17 protein-coding genes are annotated in these 17,381 nt (G+C 44.7%); 16 read left to right on the top strand and 1 reads right to left on the bottom strand.

Annotation, left to right across the window (positions count from 1 at the left end; all coding sequences use genetic code 11):
* The first annotated feature begins 254 nt into the window (after positions 1 to 254).
* From H4O21_RS12465 to H4O21_RS12420, 10 genes are all read left to right on the top strand, one after another.
* Positions 255 to 1,190 carry an ATP-grasp domain-containing protein gene (locus tag H4O21_RS12465; protein ID WP_182809195.1) on the top strand — a complete coding sequence of 312 codons (936 nt, stop codon included), beginning with the start codon at positions 255 to 257 and terminating at the stop codon, positions 1,188 to 1,190.
* Positions 1,191 to 1,829: 639 nt separating this feature from the next.
* Positions 1,830 to 2,015 carry a hypothetical protein gene (locus H4O21_RS12460; protein ID WP_182809194.1) on the top strand — a complete coding sequence of 62 codons (186 nt, stop codon included), beginning with the start codon at positions 1,830 to 1,832 and terminating at the stop codon, positions 2,013 to 2,015.
* A 97-nt stretch (positions 2,016 to 2,112) separates the two neighbouring features.
* The gene (locus H4O21_RS12455) at positions 2,113 to 2,898 is read left to right on the top strand and encodes a putative hydro-lyase (RefSeq protein WP_182809193.1); all 786 of its coding nucleotides are present in this window, start codon (positions 2,113 to 2,115) and stop codon (positions 2,896 to 2,898) included.
* A gap of 12 nt (positions 2,899 to 2,910) precedes the next feature.
* Entirely contained in the window at positions 2,911 to 3,645 is a 735-nt protein-coding gene (locus H4O21_RS12450; RefSeq protein ID WP_182809192.1) for a 5-oxoprolinase subunit PxpA, read from the top strand.
* Positions 3,646 to 3,652: 7 nt separating this feature from the next.
* A complete protein-coding gene (pxpB, locus tag H4O21_RS12445) occupies positions 3,653 to 4,381 on the top strand; it encodes a 5-oxoprolinase subunit PxpB (RefSeq protein WP_255487289.1) in 729 nt (242 codons plus the stop codon).
* Positions 4,378 to 5,346: a 5-oxoprolinase subunit C family protein gene (locus H4O21_RS12440; protein WP_182809191.1), complete on the top strand. Its 969-nt coding sequence runs from the start codon at positions 4,378 to 4,380 to the stop codon at positions 5,344 to 5,346. The genes pxpB and H4O21_RS12440 overlap by 4 nt, the downstream gene beginning before the upstream one ends.
* Before the next feature lie 128 nt (positions 5,347 to 5,474).
* On the top strand, positions 5,475 to 6,311 hold the full coding sequence (locus tag H4O21_RS12435; RefSeq protein WP_182809190.1) for a DUF4392 domain-containing protein: 837 nt from the start codon (positions 5,475 to 5,477) through the stop codon (positions 6,309 to 6,311).
* Positions 6,312 to 6,477: 166 nt separating this feature from the next.
* Entirely contained in the window at positions 6,478 to 7,380 is a 903-nt protein-coding gene (locus H4O21_RS12430; protein WP_182809189.1) for a LysR family transcriptional regulator, read from the top strand.
* A 260-nt stretch (positions 7,381 to 7,640) separates the two neighbouring features.
* Positions 7,641 to 8,504, top strand: coding sequence for an aminotransferase class IV (locus tag H4O21_RS12425; RefSeq protein WP_182809188.1), 864 nt, complete (start codon positions 7,641 to 7,643; stop codon positions 8,502 to 8,504).
* Between the two features lie 264 nt (positions 8,505 to 8,768).
* Entirely contained in the window at positions 8,769 to 9,254 is a 486-nt protein-coding gene (locus H4O21_RS12420) for an FKBP-type peptidyl-prolyl cis-trans isomerase (RefSeq protein WP_182809187.1), read from the top strand.
* A 139-nt stretch (positions 9,255 to 9,393) separates the two neighbouring features.
* Here H4O21_RS12420 and H4O21_RS12415 read toward each other — a convergent pair whose 3' ends face one another.
* Positions 9,394 to 10,284 (bottom strand): DMT family transporter, encoded by an 891-nt coding sequence (locus H4O21_RS12415; protein WP_182809186.1) that lies wholly within the window; start codon positions 10,282 to 10,284, stop codon positions 9,394 to 9,396.
* Between the two features lie 322 nt (positions 10,285 to 10,606).
* Between H4O21_RS12415 and H4O21_RS12410 the strand changes: the two genes are divergently transcribed.
* The 6 genes from H4O21_RS12410 to H4O21_RS12385 all read left to right on the top strand — a co-directional run bounded on the left by H4O21_RS12410 (position 10,607) and on the right by H4O21_RS12385 (position 17,358).
* Entirely contained in the window at positions 10,607 to 11,326 is a 720-nt protein-coding gene (locus H4O21_RS12410; RefSeq protein WP_182809185.1) for a hypothetical protein, read from the top strand.
* The gene (locus tag H4O21_RS12405) at positions 11,326 to 12,927 is read left to right on the top strand and encodes a GMC family oxidoreductase (protein ID WP_182809184.1); all 1,602 of its coding nucleotides are present in this window, start codon (positions 11,326 to 11,328) and stop codon (positions 12,925 to 12,927) included. The genes H4O21_RS12410 and H4O21_RS12405 overlap by 1 nt, the downstream gene beginning before the upstream one ends.
* Positions 12,928 to 13,123: 196 nt before the next feature.
* A complete protein-coding gene (locus tag H4O21_RS12400; RefSeq protein ID WP_182809183.1) occupies positions 13,124 to 13,630 on the top strand; it encodes a bactofilin family protein in 507 nt (168 codons plus the stop codon).
* A gap of 490 nt (positions 13,631 to 14,120) precedes the next feature.
* Positions 14,121 to 14,495: a hypothetical protein gene (locus H4O21_RS12395; RefSeq protein WP_182809182.1), complete on the top strand. Its 375-nt coding sequence runs from the start codon at positions 14,121 to 14,123 to the stop codon at positions 14,493 to 14,495.
* A gap of 329 nt (positions 14,496 to 14,824) precedes the next feature.
* The gene (locus tag H4O21_RS12390) at positions 14,825 to 16,072 is read left to right on the top strand and encodes an HDOD domain-containing protein (protein WP_182809181.1); all 1,248 of its coding nucleotides are present in this window, start codon (positions 14,825 to 14,827) and stop codon (positions 16,070 to 16,072) included.
* 263 nt (positions 16,073 to 16,335) lie between these two features.
* Positions 16,336 to 17,358: a helix-turn-helix transcriptional regulator gene (locus tag H4O21_RS12385; protein WP_182809180.1), complete on the top strand. Its 1,023-nt coding sequence runs from the start codon at positions 16,336 to 16,338 to the stop codon at positions 17,356 to 17,358.
* Positions 17,359 to 17,381 lie beyond the last annotated feature (23 nt).

Below are 17,381 nucleotides of genomic sequence, written 5' to 3'. Positions count from 1 at the left end.
GGAGCAGAAAATCAGTTGGCTTTATTTCCTGGAGCAATAAAGCCAACCGATGCTCGGTTAGATAGAAACCTGACTTTTTCAGGGCTGACTATTTACACTCTGTCCATGTTTTGAGTAAGTCTTGCAGGTTGTAATCAGGTAAGATTAACCGTTCATAAGAATCTGTGACATGGGTGGTTATATTTTCAGCCTGTCAAATTTTTGATGTGCCAGATATTTCAGGCCTCGGTGTCGTATTGATAAGGATAATGAAGATGGCAGTAACTGAGGAGGCTCAGAATAAACCTGGGCTGCAGATATTTGTAAACCGGGCATCGCGTTTGTTTAATGCTGCTGCCGAAAATATACAGGCAGAGCTTGTTCTGTCAAATAGAAATGTTCGTTTCAGCTATTGGGCAACTTTTTATGGAGATAATCCCGATGCCCGGCTCGAAGATATTCAGCTGATAGAGGATAAGTCTATCAGTGAAATTGAAAATAAAGCTCGGGTGGCAAGAAAACTGAAAGAGAAGAACGTTACAGATCTTTTTCCGATGACCTGTTTTTCTACAGAAGAAGCGATAGAGCATAAGGATGTCTGCTCTCTCTGGTTTTCTAAGCCGATACATCTTTCAGGAGGCAGAGGAATTGAGTGCATTCCCTCTGGACAGCTGGCTGATTACAGTTTACCTGCCCATTCTATACTTCAGGCTGGAGTTAGCGATCTGTTTCTTATGGAGGGTAAAAAGTTTACCGGACGAATTTATCTTCTGATCTGGAATAAGCGTTGTTATGTGTTTGATGACGGCTTTGTTCTTTTGCATGGCCCTCAGTTTGATGCTAATAGTGATAGCTATGATGTTCATGTGAATCATGCAGGCTATGAGAAAGCCGATAGTGATATTGAAATGCGTTTGATGTCATCTTTGTCGGACTTCCATCTGTGGAAAAAACGTATTGATGAGCAGGCTGAAAAATTAGCTCCGATTATTGAGAATCAATTGGAAGCCAGTAGCCAGAACCGGTATTTGTTACTTGGAGTTGATCTGTTGTTGCAGAATAGTGGGCGAGTGCAGTTTATAGAAATTAATGGTATTCCGAATTTTGTACATACTCAGATTGTTAATCGTCAATTGAACATCCCGTTTTTCGAGCACTCAATTCGCTTGATGGCCGGGCTGCCAGCAACCAGGCTACGTTTGTTGTTCTGATGTACAGGTGATTAAACAGATGTCGCTATCAGGTTATGAAATAATGAACCCAATCATTATATCTTCTTTTCTGACTCTATTTATCTGTTATCAATGCTGTTCAGTCTATTTCCCGAGAGGGAGGTATTTTTGCCATTACCCGAGTCGATGGAAAGAAAATCTTTATCAGTATTCGTGACATAGGGAACGGTGTGTCTGCTGAAATACAGAACGATATTTTTAACCACCTCTTTACAACCTGACCTCCATGTGAGGGAACCGGGCCAGGGTTCTTCATCTCGCATGGCATCATTCTGCAGCATAAAGGGGAGATACAGGTTATATCTGAGCTGGACAAGGGTACGGAATTTATTATTGCCCTGCCTGTCAGGCCTGAGTAAGTCATTTTATCAGGTAAATCAGGGGGATGTTTTATATCCCAGCCTTACATATTTTTCTGAAAAACAGCACTCAGCCAGACTTTATTCTGAAAAAGTAGCAAAATTGGTTGTTTTTTCTTTATTTATGTCTGATAGATTTTATTTATCAGTCGTGGCAGCTATTATTCATTAGACAGCTCTGTTAACCAGAGACCAGAATAAACTTGTGAAATACAGATAAGCGTATACCCCACAAGAATAAACAGAGTGAGAAGCTGCCATGATGACATTACAGAAATTTCAGCAAAAACGTTATGTAGATGAAGTGGTTGAGATGGACAAAGATAGCTGGTGGGTATATCGACGCTCTGTAGACTTCAATGGAACAACCAGTCCATCCGCCAGAATCGTTTTTTTCGCTAAATCAAAAGATGCAGTAGAAAGCTGGCTATCTGCTCAGCAATAAGTATTTTCTATCGTAATAATTCTGCTGTTTCCTCATTTTATTAATCGTACTGACCCGGCTACTGCCGGGTTAAGCTTTTCGGGATTAAGGGTCTGGTATGAAAGATATGACGCCATATGGTATTCGTCAGCAAATTCGTAGTGGTGAGTTTTCAGAAAACACTTCAGGATTGGCTCAGGGATTTGTACAGGGCAATCTGGCGATTATGCCAAAAGAGTGGGCGAATGATTTTCTGCAGTTCTGCCAGCTAAACCCTAAACCTTGTCCGATTATTGGTATGTCCAGTCAGCCTGGTGATTTTATGCTGCCAGACCTGGGACAGGATGTTGATATTCGCACGGATATTCCAAAATACCGTATCTATGAGCACGGTGTTCTGACTAAAGAGGTTACCGATGTGACGGAATACTGGCAGGATGACCTGGTGACTTTCCTGTTGGGATGCTCTTTCTCTTTTGAAGAAGCGTTGATTGCTGATGGTCTGGAAGTACGTAACATTACCGAAGGTGTTAATGTGCCTATGTATCGTACTAATATTGACTGCAAACCTGCCGGTCGATTCAGCGGCACTACCGTTGTGAGCATGCGCCCAATGAAGCCTGCTGATGCTATTCGTGCGATCCAGATCTGTACCCGTTTCCCTTCTGTTCATGGAGCTCCTCTGCATTTTGGTGATCCGTCTCAAATTGGTATTGCTGACATTAATGCACCTGATTTTGGTGATGCTGTCACGATCAATGAGGGTGAAGTCCCTGTGTTCTGGGCTTGCGGTGTCACCCCTCAGGTGGCGATTGAACAAGCTAAGCCTCCAATGTGTATTACTCATAGTCCGGGGCATATGCTGATTACTGACCTGCCTAACAGCCGCCTGTCTGTACTGTAAGAGGATTGATCAATGAGCTTAAAACTGAATTGTGATCTGGGTGAGAGTTTTGGTTCCTGGAAAATGGGGCTGGATGAAGCTGTAATGCCGCATATTGACCAGGCCAATATTGCCTGTGGTTTTCACGCTGGCGACCCTCTGGTACTTCAGAAAACTCTGGCGCTGGCGAAAGAAAATGATGTTGTGCCTGGTGCTCATCCCGGATACCCGGATCTGGTCGGTTTTGGCCGACGTAGTCTGAAAACAACGGCTGCAGAGCTTAAAGCGATGGTGCTGTATCAGATCGCTGCCATTGACGGTATGGCGACTACCCAGGGCCTGGAGCTGGCTTATGTTAAACCTCATGGTGCCATGTATAACGATATGATGGCCAATGATGAGGTCCGCGCAACCATTATGCAGGCCGTTGCAGAATATCATAAACCTCTGGTGCTGATGCTGCAGAGTACACCGAAAGCGGATCAGCATCTGGAAGAGGCTAAAGCACTGGGACTGGAGCTGTGGTTTGAGATTTTTGCTGATCGTTGCTACGACGACGATGGTCGTTTGCTGGCGCGTACAAAACCAGGTGCCGTGCATACTAAAGATAAGATGCTGGCTCAGGTTCGTCAGCTGAAAGAGCAGGGTACGGTCACTACTGTGAGCGGACATACTCTGAATCTGAGAGCGGATACTCTGTGCGTACACGGCGATAATATGGAAGGTGTTAATGCCATCCAGGATATTCGTCAGTTGATTCAGTCCTGAGGTTTTTATGGCAACAGAAAATAGCAAAGCCCTGCCAGAGGGATTGGATATCAGGGTTGCCGGTGAAAATGCACTGATTATCTATTTTGGTGAACAAACCAGTCCGGAAGTCTCTGCCCGTGTTCAGCAAGCAGTCTCTGTATTACAGAATGAACTGGCAGATGAACTGATCGATATGGTGCCATCCTACGCTTCTCTGCTGGTCATTTATAACCTGATGGTGACGGACCATCTGCATATCCGTAATCAGATAGAGCGTTTATTGTCAGGTCTGGGTTCCGCCGAGAACAGTGATGGCAAAGTGGTCACTCTGCCTGCCTGGTACAGTTCGGAAGCCGGGCCAGATCTGGAAGACCTGGCACGTAATGCCGGTTTAACAACGGATGAGGTCATCCAGCTGCACAGTGAAGCTGAGTACAGAGTATATGCTATCGGTTTTGCCCCCGGGTTTGCTTATCTGGGAGAAGTTGACCCGCGTATCGCGGCTCCTCGCCTGTCTACTCCTCGCCAGAAAGTACCCCGTGGGGCGATTGCTATCGCAGATCGTCAGACCGCTGTATATCCGGCCGTCTCTCCGGGTGGCTGGAATCTGATCGGTTTGTGTCCGACACGAATGTTTAAACCTGAAGCAGATCCGACTATGCCGGTGCAGGTTGGTGATCGGATTAAATTCAGTCCTGTCAGTCGGGAAGAGTTTCTGGAAGCAGGTGGCGAGCTGCCGGAGGGTGTGGCATGAGTCAGAATATAAGTAGTTCCGAACAGAATGCGACAGGCTTCAGAGTATCTCAGCCGGGGCTTCTGACGCTGATTCAGGATGCAGGACGTTTCGGACACCACAGAATCGGTCTGACCACTGGTGGGCCGCTGGATATGCAGGCATACAAATGGGCTAACCGCCTGTTAGGTAATCAGCCGGGCTGTACCGCATTGGAGATCAGTATTGGCGGTCTGGTGCTTTCTGCAGAAGTCGATAGCTGGATCGTACTGACCGGTGCAGAGATGCCATTAAAAATTAATGGTAAAGAACATGATCGCTGGCACGCTCATGAGATAAAAGCAGGTGATCAGATTGAAGTCGGTTTCTCTGCTTCCGGAGCCAGAGCCTATCTGGCAGTAGCCGGTGGTTTCCAGGTTGCTCATAGCTTCTCCAGTAGTGCCACGGTCACCCGGGAAGGTATTGGTGGTCTGAGCGGTGCTAAGTTGCAGCAAGGGGATTTTCTGTCATGTGCTGCTATGGAGCCTGTATCTGCGATGCGTCTGCCAGAAGCTTTCCGACCGGATTATTCTGATCAGATCACTCTGCGTGTGATTACCGGCTATCAGCAGGATGCGTTCAGTGATTATCAGAAACGACTATTTTTCAGCAGTGAATACAAAGTAACGGATCGTGCGGATCGTATGGGTTACCGACTGGAAGGTCCTGAGGTTAAACCGGCTATTGATGGCATTCTTTCCGAAGGTATTTGCCATGGCGCTATTCAGGTACCAGCAGATGGCCAACCTATTGTACTGCTCAATGATCGTCAGACAATCGGTGGTTATCCGAAAATCGGTTCAATGATTTCACTGGATACCGCTCGTATGGCCCAGTTACTGCCAGGCTCCCGGGTCTCTTTCGAAGAAATCACAATTGATGATGCTCATAACCTGCACTGTCTGGCTCATGCTCATTTTGAGCGCGTGCAGCCAGAAAACGTATGAAGCCGATCAATAACCTGTGATCCGACACCCGGGCAGGTTTTTCTGTCTGGGCCGTTATTCTGTCAGAGGGCAAGCGGCCAGACAGTTATGACTGATAATAATGAAACACTTTGCGTTAAGTGAACATAATGAACAAAGAAACTGCACTGTCAAAACAGATAGAAGATATCCTGGTAGCCCGTAATTTACGCGGTATGAAAACGGTACAGCCTGCGTTAGTCCCTGGCTACTACCTGCGCGCAGCCCGTATTCTGAATAAATGTAAAGGGCATGTACTGATTGGTACGGGTTTCCCGGTTGTTGATACTTTTGAAACTGATGGTCCTGTTGGTGCCATTGCACTGTATCAGGCATTGGAAAAACTGGGGGCTACGCCGGTCCTGGTATGTGGGCCTCCGGTATCTCAGGCACTGATGGCTGATTTCAGAGTACATGAAATCCGTGTTGGTGAGCACCAGGAACGCACACTGGAAGCATTTCAGGCTTTATATAACTATAACCCTGATGCGGTGGTATCAATTGAGCGCCCGGGCCAGGCTGCTGATGGCGGTTACTATAATATGCGTGGCGAAAGTATCAGTGAACGTACCGCTTGTTTTGATACGTTTGTCAAGAATGCCAAATGCCCGACGATTGCTATAGGTGATGGCGGCAATGAAATTGGTATGGGAAATATCTCGGAAGCACTGAAAGATCTGGATATTACCGCTTCGGCAACCTGTGTTGATGAGCTTTTAATTGCTGATGTGTCTAACTGGGGGGCTTACGGCATTATCGCGTTTCTGAGTCAGTGGAATGACAGAGATCTTCTGGGTGAGATCCGACCTCTGGATATTCTGCAGTATCTGTCCAATCTCGGCAGTGTAGATGGTGTTACCCGCATCAATGAGTTAACAGAAGATGGTCTGCCGGTAGAAGAAGGGGATAGTATTATCTCTGAACTGAGAGCCGCTATCGGCTACTGATTGTTTAACTCCGGGGTGTTCTGAGCTCCTGAACAAGAGCTTTCGCGCAAGCGTTGGTTATTTTCTCCGGTTGTTTGCTGGTGAATAATGAAGAACTTTTGTTCAGGAGTATATATCGCAGCATGGCCTGACAGGTGACGTTGCAGTACTTAAGTGGAAATAAGCTATGCGGCTGAGAAATCTGAATACTTTTGTAAAAGTTGCCAGACTGGGCAGTTTTCATGCTGCTGCCCAGCAGTTGCACGCCACTCAGCCAACAATCTCCAGCCGGATTAATGCTCTGGAGACTGAGCTGGGTACCCAGCTGTTTATCCGGGACAAAAGCGGAACCCGGTTATCTGCCCGGGGTATGCAGCTATTACCGTACGCAGAAAAACTACTGGCCATCAGTCAGGAAATGAAGCAACAAATTGCAGAGGAAAATCCTCAACGAGGCACCTTGCGCATAGGTATTGCTGATACGCTGTCGTATCTCTGGTTATCACCTTTGCTTAAACACTGGCAATCCCAGCATCCATTGATCTCTTTCGAGCTGATTAGTGATGTGACTCCCACCCTGATACATCAACTGCAGGAATGCCAGTTAGATCTGGCGTTGATGGTCGCAGACACTGCAATGAATATGCAGGAAAATGGTGTTGAACTAAGTGATCTGGTGACGGAGCCTTTGTGTAGTTACCCTCAATGCTGGGTGGCTTCCCCGGATTTACTTAATGTCGATGAAATTAGTCGGATTTCTGATCTGGTTCAGTATCCGGTGCTCAGCTTTCCGAGAAATACCCGGCCGTGGCGCTACCTGCAAAAGGTGTTCAGTCAGGCTGATGATATGCCTGTATTCCATACCTGTAGTTCTGTTACCAGCTTACTGACTCTGTCATTACAGGGGGTTGGCATTGCTTTATTGCCTGAGCCGATAGTCAGAGAGTCCATTGAATCCGGACGCTTAAGTGAAATTCAGGTGGGAGAAAAAAGGCCTTTATTGAGTTTTTGCTGTAGCTGGCGACTGGATGATGATCGTATTGTTCCTGGCTTACTGGCTGAAAGTGCCCGTCAGATTATGAAAACCTGATGTTGTCAGGTTTTTTCTCTCCTGTGTTTTGGTTTTTTTATCTTTTTGAAAACATAAAAAAAGAATAATCATCCGTAATAATTCAAAAAACAGAGATGTTATCTTAAGTTTTGTTGGCTATTGAAAGATGATTTTTTTTGCAGGAAACTGCGCATATCAAACAACAAATAACGTTGACGGGTGACTATCCGCTACAGTTAAAAAGCAAACTGTCAGTCCTTTGTCAGCCGTTAATCTGAATGTGTTAAGGAAGGTTTATTATGAGCATTGCGTATCTGAACGGTGAATATCTGCCTCTGGAAGAAGCCCGTATTTCTCCACTGGACCGTGGTTTTCTGTTTGGTGACGGTATTTACGAAGTTATTCCATATTATGGCGGTAAATCCGTAGGCCTGATGCCTCATATTAACCGTATGATCAATGGTCTGGCTGCGATTGAAATTCAGAACACTATTTCGGCAGATGACTGGAAAGCTCTGCTGGACGATCTGGTTGCTCGCAATGCATCTCAGGGCGAGAACCTGGGGGTTTATGTACATGTATCCCGTGGTGCTGATGTTAAGCGTTTCCATGCTTATCCTGAAGATGTTGCTCCAACGGTATTTGCATTTGCATTCCCGATTAAAGATCCTCAGCCGGTTGATCGTACAAAAGCGACTCCTATGAGCATGATCAGCACGGAAGACCTGCGCTGGCAGCGTTGCCACATTAAATCAACAGCTTTGCTGGGTAACGTGATGCACTTCCAGCAGGGTTATGCTGCGGGTTGTGGTGAAACTCTGCTGTTCAATGCGAAAGGTGAACTGACAGAAGGTAGTTCCAGTAACGCATATATTGTGAAAGACGGTAAAGTGATTACACCGATTCAGGATAATCAGATTCTGCCTGGTATTACCCGTCGCATTATCATTGATAGTCTGAAAGCTGAAGGCTCTATCGAAGTTGAAGAGCGTATTGTGACTATGGATGAAGTGCGTGAAGCTGATGAGCTGTGGGTATCCAGCTCGTCTAAAGAAATCGCTCCTGTTACCAGTCTGGATGGCAAGCCAGTTGGTAATGGTGAAATTGGTGAAGTCTGGGAAAAAGCCTTTAAGATTTATTCTTCTGCTAAGTTTGATTTCTGATCAAACCTTTCTCAGAGTAAACGCTTGTAAAAGCTCCCGACTCGCTGAGTCGGGAGCTTTTCTTTTTCTGATTCATTTCTCTTCCTCATTCCGCTGTACTCTGATCTCCAGAGGCCATATTGATTTTCTGTGCAGATGTCATGAAAAAAATAGTGACAAACTGCAGTTCAGGCGTTAACTTCCAGCCGTTATTCATAATAAATAAGAATGAGAAGCATCTGTTTCTTGTTCACGCTATCGATTTTCTCTGTCTCGGAATAAGTTATGCAAATCACAGACAATACAGTTGTTCAGTTTTTTTACACACTGAAAGATGAAGAAGGCCAGGTGCTGGAATCCAATATCGGAGAGAACCCAGTTGCTTATTTGCATGGCCATAAAAATATGATGCCAGGTGTAGAAAAAGCATTAGCTGATCGTCAATCAGGGGAAAGCTTTACTGTGACTTTACCTCCTGAAAGTACATATGGTGCGCGTGTTGAGGGCCGCGAACAGCGTATTCCTGTGAAGCATCTGATGGGGACAAACAAAAAGTGGAAGCCGGGTATGATTGCTATGGTTCAGACAGATCAGGGGCAACGGCAGGTTACTATTCTGAAAATGGGAAAATTTATGGTGACTGTTGATACAAACCACCCCTGGGCAGGTAAAACCCTGACTTTTGATATTGAAGTGGGTGATGTGCGAGAAGCCACAGCTGAGGAGTTGTCCCATGGCCATGCTCATGGAGTGGGTGGTCATCATCACTGATTAATAAAAGTCAGGGGACAAAGTGTTGCCCCCTGACATTCTCTGTATTTATACCTGAAAAGTATTTTGATGTTCTTCAGCCCTTTGTCGGAGGGTACGACAGCTTTTAGCAGATAGGCTTTTGATCGGGAGGTAGGGCTTAATTCCGATTAACCATATAAATTCCACTGGCTACCAGCAGTAGTGCCAGGGCAAAAGAAAGGCTGATACTTTCTCCAAGTATTAACCAGGCAAAGAAAACACCGAACATAGGTGTCATAAAGCTGAAGGTTGCTATTTTTGATGCCTGATAATGGCGAATTAACCAGAACCAGGTCAGATAAGAAACAAAGGCCACGATAACAACCTGGAATAGCATACCCAGACCGCTGTTAAGAGTAACCTGACGAACGCCATCTTCTCCCATAATGACAGAGGCAATCGGTAAGGTGATTGCTGAGATAGCCAATTGATAAAGCAGAACTCTGGAGGGGCTTAGCTGGCTCTGAGGTGTCGCTTTAATAACCACTGTTGTTGCTCCCCACATCAAGGCTGCAAGTAGCGCCAGAAGATCTCCTGTGATTGTTTCGCTAAGGTTACTATCAGGGGAGAATAAACTATCAGAAAATGCCAGAACAATACCCATAAAAGCTGCAATCAATCCGGCTATGTGTATCATGCGCATTCGCTCTCCGGGTATAAACAGCTGGGCTCCCAGAGCAACAATAAAAGGAGACGTGTAGAGGAAGATTGTTGCTCTGGCCGCTCCGGTATATTCAAGCGCCATGTACAGTACCAGAAATTCTCCAGCAAATAGTAGTCCGGCTATAATGCCCCAAAACTCAGCATGATCACGCTGAAAAATAGTCTCTCCTTTGTATTTCATCCAGGCAACAAGCAGAAAAGTGGCGGCAACAGAACGCAGCCCGGCCTGCATGACCGGTGATATATCGGGTAATGTGAGTTTGACAGCAATCTGCTGCAGACCGAATACCATACATAATAGTGTCAGGATACTGATGGCTAATGTATCCAGTCGTTTGGCGATCATATGAGACCTCAGAGCAAAAGCGCTCAGCTTACTTCTGAATCTTGTGCCTTACCAGATGTGATGCAAAAAAATGACAAAAAATACACTGTTCCGAATTTATAAATGATATCTGAACGGCGCGTCGGGAATGCATAATTCCGGCTGTGCATCGGATTAAACGAGGTATGCTGAATATTATCGGTAAAACACCTGAACAAACGTTTCTTCTCTAAAAAGAACTACCCTGTTTTCAGTTGCTGTCCTGGAGGCCACGGGAATACCTTTGTTCAGGCATGCGTGTACAAAGCAATAACGGTGAATAATAAAAATAAAAGGTATTCAGATGTCTGATATACACCAGCGACCTGATCGTAGTACTCCTGCCACCTCATCCGGGATGGAAACCAGACCAGTAGCAGATCATGAAGATGCTCTGTTTGATGATCTCTATTCACCTGACAGCAGAAGAGGTTCAGGTATAACCCGGCGAGGTGTTCTGAAAACCGCCATTGCATTTACCCTTGCCGGAATGACGGGGGGGATTGCTTTATCAGTGTCCAGATGTTCCCGACAAGAGGTTTTACAGGGCTTTCTCGTTCTGCGTCCGGGAGATGCAAGTGTGTTAATCGCTGTGTCGCCTGCAATCACAGGAGATGATTTACCTGAAGTACTGTCCCCTTCTGAGTTAATGGCTGATCCGGATAAAAAAGATGTGTTGCTCTGGCTGCAACTGCTTGACCAGAAACTGTTTCAGCTAGGGACCGATATGACCAAAGAATATCTGCAGCTGTTCGATCTTTTGCAGTGGTTGCCAACCAGAAGAGTGTTAACAGGGCAATGGAGCGTCTGGCAGGATGCTGACAAAGAGCAGGTCAGCCTGTTTCTTGACCAATGGCAGGCCAGCCCTGTAGAACTATTGAATAAAGCGCACAGAGCTTTTACCGCTCTGATTCAATCGACCTGGTATAGTCTGGACAATGTGGCCATAAGTACAGGCTATCCCGGGCCTCCGTTATGGGCTCTGGCTGCAATAGCACCTGTATCCGATAAGGAGAATCAGTAATGGCGGTAGTTGATCCATACCGATCAGATAAATCATATCACTGGGATATCAGAAATGCTGCTGAAGATGATATGCCCGGAGTGATCGAATGTGATGTTGTGATTTCCGGAACCGGTGCAGGAGGAGGAATCTGTGCTGAGATACTGAGCCAGGCAGGATTAAGGGTGATTCTACTTGAAGAAGGAGGATTACAGACATCGACTGATTTCAGAATGAAAGAGGGAGAGGCGTATGACAACCTCTATCAGCAGGGAGCTGCAAGAGCAACAAAAGATGGCGCGATAACTATTTTACAGGGGCGCACTGTCGGAGGCAGTACAACGGTAAACTGGACATCCAGCTTCAGAACCCCTGAACAGACTCTGAAACACTGGCAGGATGTTTTTGGGGTAAAACACAGTGCAGAAAGTCTGGATTCTTCATTCTCATGGGTAGAGCAGAGACTGAATATAACCCGGTGGGATGTTGCGCCTAATCGTAATAATCAGTTACTGGCTGATGGCTGTCAGAATGCAGGCTGGTCATGGAAAAGTATTCCCAGAAATATAAAGGGATGCTGGAATCTTGGTTATTGTGGAATGGGGTGCCCAAGTAACGCAAAACAGTCGATGCTGGTGACGACTATACCTGCAAGTCTGGAAGCTGGAGCCACTCTGATTACCCGTGCCAGGGCAGAAAAGCTGATAATAAAAGCCGATCAGGTTGATTATCTGGCTGTTCAGCCAATAGACCGTTATGGCAAGCCACTGGAACAATCATTCCTGATTAAAGCTCGTCGTTACATCCTGGCAGCAGGGGCAATAGGCAGCCCGGCAATTTTACTTCGTTCATCTGCGCCTGACCCATATAACAGGGTAGGTAAAAGAACGTTTCTGCATCCGGTTTGTATGTCAGTCGCTGTTATGCCGGATAAAGTAGAGGGATACTATGGAGCTCCCCAATCTGTATATTCAGATCATTTTCTATGGAGAGATGGTGTGGAGGGGGAACTGGGATATAAATTAGAGAGTACGCCATTACATCCGGTTTTTACCAGTCTGTTTGCTTTAGGGCATGGCGATACTTTTAAAGCAAGAATGCAGCAGCTTCCCCGTATGCAGTCAACTATTGCACTGATGAGAGATGGCTTCCATGAGCAGAGTCAGGGAGGGCAGGTTCTGCTGAACTCTGATAATACTCCGGTATTAGATTATCCCTTGAATGACTATCTATGGAAAGGCATCAGGGATAGTCTGCTGACAATGGCTGAATTACAGTTTTCTGCAGGCGCTGCATCGGTCAGGCCTGTTCACCAGCTGGCTAAAAGAGGGGGGAGCTGGCCTGAGGTCAGGGAAGTAATATCCAACCTTCCTATGGAACGTTTTAAAATGCCCCTTGGTAGTGCTCATGTCATGGGTGGGTGTGCAATGGGGGAGAATGAAAAGTTAAGTGTTGTGAACAGCGAAGGGCAACATCATCAACTTGAAAACTTGTCGGTGATAGATGGGTCTGTTTTTCCAACCAGTATTGGTGCTAACCCTCAGGAGTCTGTCTATGGATTGGCTGCGGTAATGGCCGACTCTCTCTGCAACCATGAACGTTTAACTTTATATATGTATTAAAAATGAATTATTAATTTTATATCGTTACATTTTATAACTTAAAGCAATGCAGTATTGTTAAATCTGACAAAATCTGTTTTACAATGGCTTTAATTATTACTTAATGTGACAAAAAGATATATTTGTAAAATTTCTATTGATTTATGTTGTTAAAAGTATGTATGTTCTTAGGAAAGAATTCCCAGAGGACTACTCTATGTTTAATAACTATCAACGTAAATCTTCATCTTCAGAAGATCTTAAACTGAGTACTTTAATTTCAGCAGGTTCTGAAATTGTCGGAGATCTTCATTTTCGTGGGCATCTGCAAATTGATGGGAAGGTGTTTGGTAATCTTGTTGCTGATGATGAGTCAGGTGCGTCAGTTCAGATTAGTGAGACCGGTGTTGTTGTGGGGGAAATTTCAGTGCCTGTTGTTCGTATTAGCGGACAGATTAGTGGGCATGTACACGCATGTGGGCACCTGGAATTATCTGGCAAGGCCGCTGTTGAAGGTGATGTTTTTTACAACATTATTGAAATGGAGCGAGGGGCTCAGATTATGGGGCGCCTTCAGCACACTTATAGAGGCAGCAAAGATAACTGTCCTGCTATGCCGAAAAATACAACGCAGGATAAACCTGTATGGAAGGCGGAGTCTGCAGATATTCCAGCAATGAAGGTGACTAAACTGGAGAAAAAAGCGGCTGAGGCTGGCGCCTGATCTCCTTTATACAGCTGAAAAAAGCTTCTACATTTATATACCTGTCTTCTCTGACTTCTGTCCGGAGAAGATGAGGTTGCTTGTATCAGAGCAGTTGCCTGCCCGTGGGCAAGCTGACCAGACTGAAAGTTGTAAAAACTTCTGTTTGGGGAAATAAATACCCGCTCAGGATATAACTCTTTTTTACTCCTGGCGTTGCCTTTCTTATCAGGTTCTCTTGTTGGCTCTGAAAGCTTCAGCGTGCTTTACTGGCTATGGTTTTATTAAAGACCTTGCAGTTTTTGTTGCTATTCATTCTGAAATTATGCACTGCCTTAACTTTCTGGAACTGCCGGAAAAAAGATGATAAATAAAAGTACTCGTTGATTACTATTTTTTACTTTATGAAGGTGCCAGTTATGTAAATATTATATCCGGGTTTTAGTTCTTGTAGTTAAATTTGGTTTTATATTTGATATATGTATTATGAATTATTATAGGGGGTTGCGTTATGAATATTGAAACTGATTATGACGAAAGTATCAGAACGCTTATTGTAAAAATGCATGGCTTAAATAGGTTGTCCATACTGGAAGGGTGGAAGGATCAGTTCTTGCAGACTTTATCTGGCTATTCTGACCATGAGGAAAAGATATCTCTGATGATTGATACTCGTTATCATGAGTTTGAATCTTATCAGTGCCTGGTCCTGTTGAGACAGCTTTTTACTTCTGAAATTCTTCAATACCCCTGCATTGACCGAAAGGTTTTTGTGCAACCAGGGCGTTATCGCCTGCCTGAGGTGAAAAATGATTATGAAGCATATTTTTCCTCTCCTGAAGAGGCTTTACAGTGGTTGATGTGCTTCAAACAGAGGTTTGCCTGATTGCATTTATATCTGTAATTGGATGCAGAATATTTATAGCTCTATCCATAATTTATAGATACTTCTTATGTTTTTATGTATTGCTATGCTTGTTGTGAAAATTTATGCGACATAATCTGACATTACTTTTTTTTAATCTCTCAAAGTAGTAACCTACATTCTCGTTAAAGTCGGCCAGCACTTTCCTGTCTTGTTCCAGTATTTCAGGGACTTTAACAACCTGTTATAAAATAATGTTCTGATGTGTTGGTTGCATGACCCTGGTGTTGCTTTGATGGTTATTTTATCACCCATAAGAGCGCTCCGGTTATATACGTGGATGGAGTATTATGACATTCCGACAGGTGTCACCACACCGTTTAGCCGATTTTAAGCCTTTCTCTGATCTGACAAGTGTGCAACAGATTTTTCTCAGCCACCTGCTTGAAGTTAAATTACTTGCTGCTGGTCAGAAAATTATTATCAGCAAGTTTGATCTGGGTATGGGCGTATTTTTGCTGGAGGGTACGGTCAGACTGGAGCCAGAATCGTTAAGGCCTTATCAGGTATTAGCTGGCGATGCTTTCAGCCAGAATAGTCTGCTGAATGCCTGCCAGGGAAGGGTCAGCATTATTGCTGAAACGAATGTTGAATATTTTATCGTCAGTGCCGAACACCTGAACTATCTGAAGGCTGAGATGGCTCCTTCTATTGTGCACTATCCTGAGGTGTATGCCGGAAGTGGCAGCCATCCTATTGTGCTTGATTTCTATCGTGAGCTTGAGAAAAATAATGTTCATCTGCCTAGTTTGCCTGAACTGGCTCAGCAAATTAGTAAAGCTATTTCAGATGAAAACCTTAAAACCCAGGATCTTTCCCGCTTAATTTCATCTGATCCTAATCTGGCTGCCCGCCTGATGAAAATGGCTAATAGCCCTTTTTATCGGGGATTGAATGAAATCACTCATATTTTTGATGCTATTACCCGTCTCGGACTCGATGTTACCCGTAATCTGGTAATTGCTTTTGCTATCAGGGAACAGGAAAAAAGTACCGCTCCTTTGTGGATCAGGAAATTACTACTCAATAGCTGGAGACAAAGTATACAGCTGGGGGCCCTTTGCTATGTATTAGCGCAATACTGTGAACGTATTGCGCCTGAAGAAGCTCTGCTGGCTGGGCTGCTTCATAATATCGGTGAGTTACCTCTGATTGTTTTTGCAGCGCAGTATCCCGAGTTTGAATTCTGTAAGGATGAACTACTTAGTATTGTAAGTGATAACCGAAGTCGTGTGGGTAGCATTATTCTTCAGGAATGGAATTTACCCGAAGCCCTGGTAACGGCTGTCCAGAACTGTGACACCTGGTTTTATGAGCCTTATGAGTCAGGTCCTGTACTGACCGATATTGTGATTGTCGCCAGAGCGTACAACGAATATTTACAGAAAGACCTGAAAGCTGCAGAGTTGCCTCGTTTAGAGAGCTTGCCGTCATACTTTAAGCTGTGCGGTGAGCATAGTGATGGAAAGCTACCGGATACTATTCTGGATAATGCCAGGGAGCAGATTGGTATCATGAAGGCTTTGTTAAGCACCTGAAAACTCATATATTTATCTGTGGGAAAGCTGAATGCAGAGCATAACTCATTGAGAAAAATGATGTTTGCTATGCCTGTATTGCTGTTTTATACATAATGTTTCTTTTTGAAAAATAACTTTACATTTAATTCGCGTCTTGCGACAGAAATTTGCGCATTCCTTGTTTGATTCAGGGTTTTCCCCAGTATCCAGATAGATAGTGTCAGCCTAATATAGGAATCAGTATTCACCCCTGCCTATTTATCTGACAAGGAATTATTATCATGGCTGATACTTCTATGCGTTATCTGATTTTACTTGGGCTTTTACCCAAACACCTGCCAGGCATAGGCACCAGTGAGGTGCAGGAAAAGCTACGCAAAAAAGGGTATCGTGTCACTCAGAGAACTATTCAGAGAGATCTGGAAAAGCTGTCTGCTGAGTTTCCAATCGTAGGTGAGCAGCATGGTAATCGGAATCTATGGCGTTTTCAGGATAATGCACTGCCTGTAACCTTGCCTGCTATGGATTCGAATACAGCATTAATTATGAAGCTGGCTCGTAAACACCTGAAGCATGATATGCCTTCTCAGGTATTTAATGTACTGGAACCTCATTTCCAGCTAGCAGATAAAGTGATTAAAGATAATAAGAGAGATCTGAATCGTTGGCAGGATCGTGTCCGGGTGATCAACTCTGAGTTTTCTTTATTGAGACCTGAAGTACGCAGCGGAGTGGCAGAACAATTGACTCAGGCCGTTGTTAGCCAGACTCAATGTGAAGTGCGTTATAAAATGTCGCCATCTGATTCTGCTAAGAAATACTGTATTAATCCATTGGCTATCATCAGCAAGGATGATGTCAATTATGTGCTGGCAACTCTGGATAGCCAGGCTGAAATACTGCAGATGCCGATGCAGTATTTCAGCTCTGTTAAGCCGGTTGATGCGCCATGTAATGAACCTGCAGATTTTGATCTGGACAGTTACTTAGGGCAGGGGAATATGGGTGTTATTGAGCAGGATGAAAAAGTGCGTATGGTACTGAAAGTCAGTCCGGTGCTGGCCAGTATGCTGAAGGATCAGGTGCTTGGAAGTGATCAGGAAATTATGCCTGCAGATGATAGTGATTACAGTGAGGTGGTTGCCACTGTTGATAACAGTGACAGTCTGAAGCGCTGGCTGATCAGTTGGGGGGAGGAGCTTGAAGTGATTTATCCTGATTCTATGCGTCAGTCTCTGGCGGATATGACTCAAAGTCTGGTCAGCCGTTACCTAAATACATCTGATAAGCCGACAACAGCCTGATACAAACAGGCTACTGATCTGTG

The sequence above is a fragment of the Oceanospirillum sediminis genome (assembly GCF_014164585.1).
GTDB lineage: Bacteria > Pseudomonadota > Gammaproteobacteria > Pseudomonadales > Halomonadaceae > Oceanospirillum > Oceanospirillum sediminis.
This window is presented reverse-complemented; position numbering and strand designations above follow the sequence as displayed.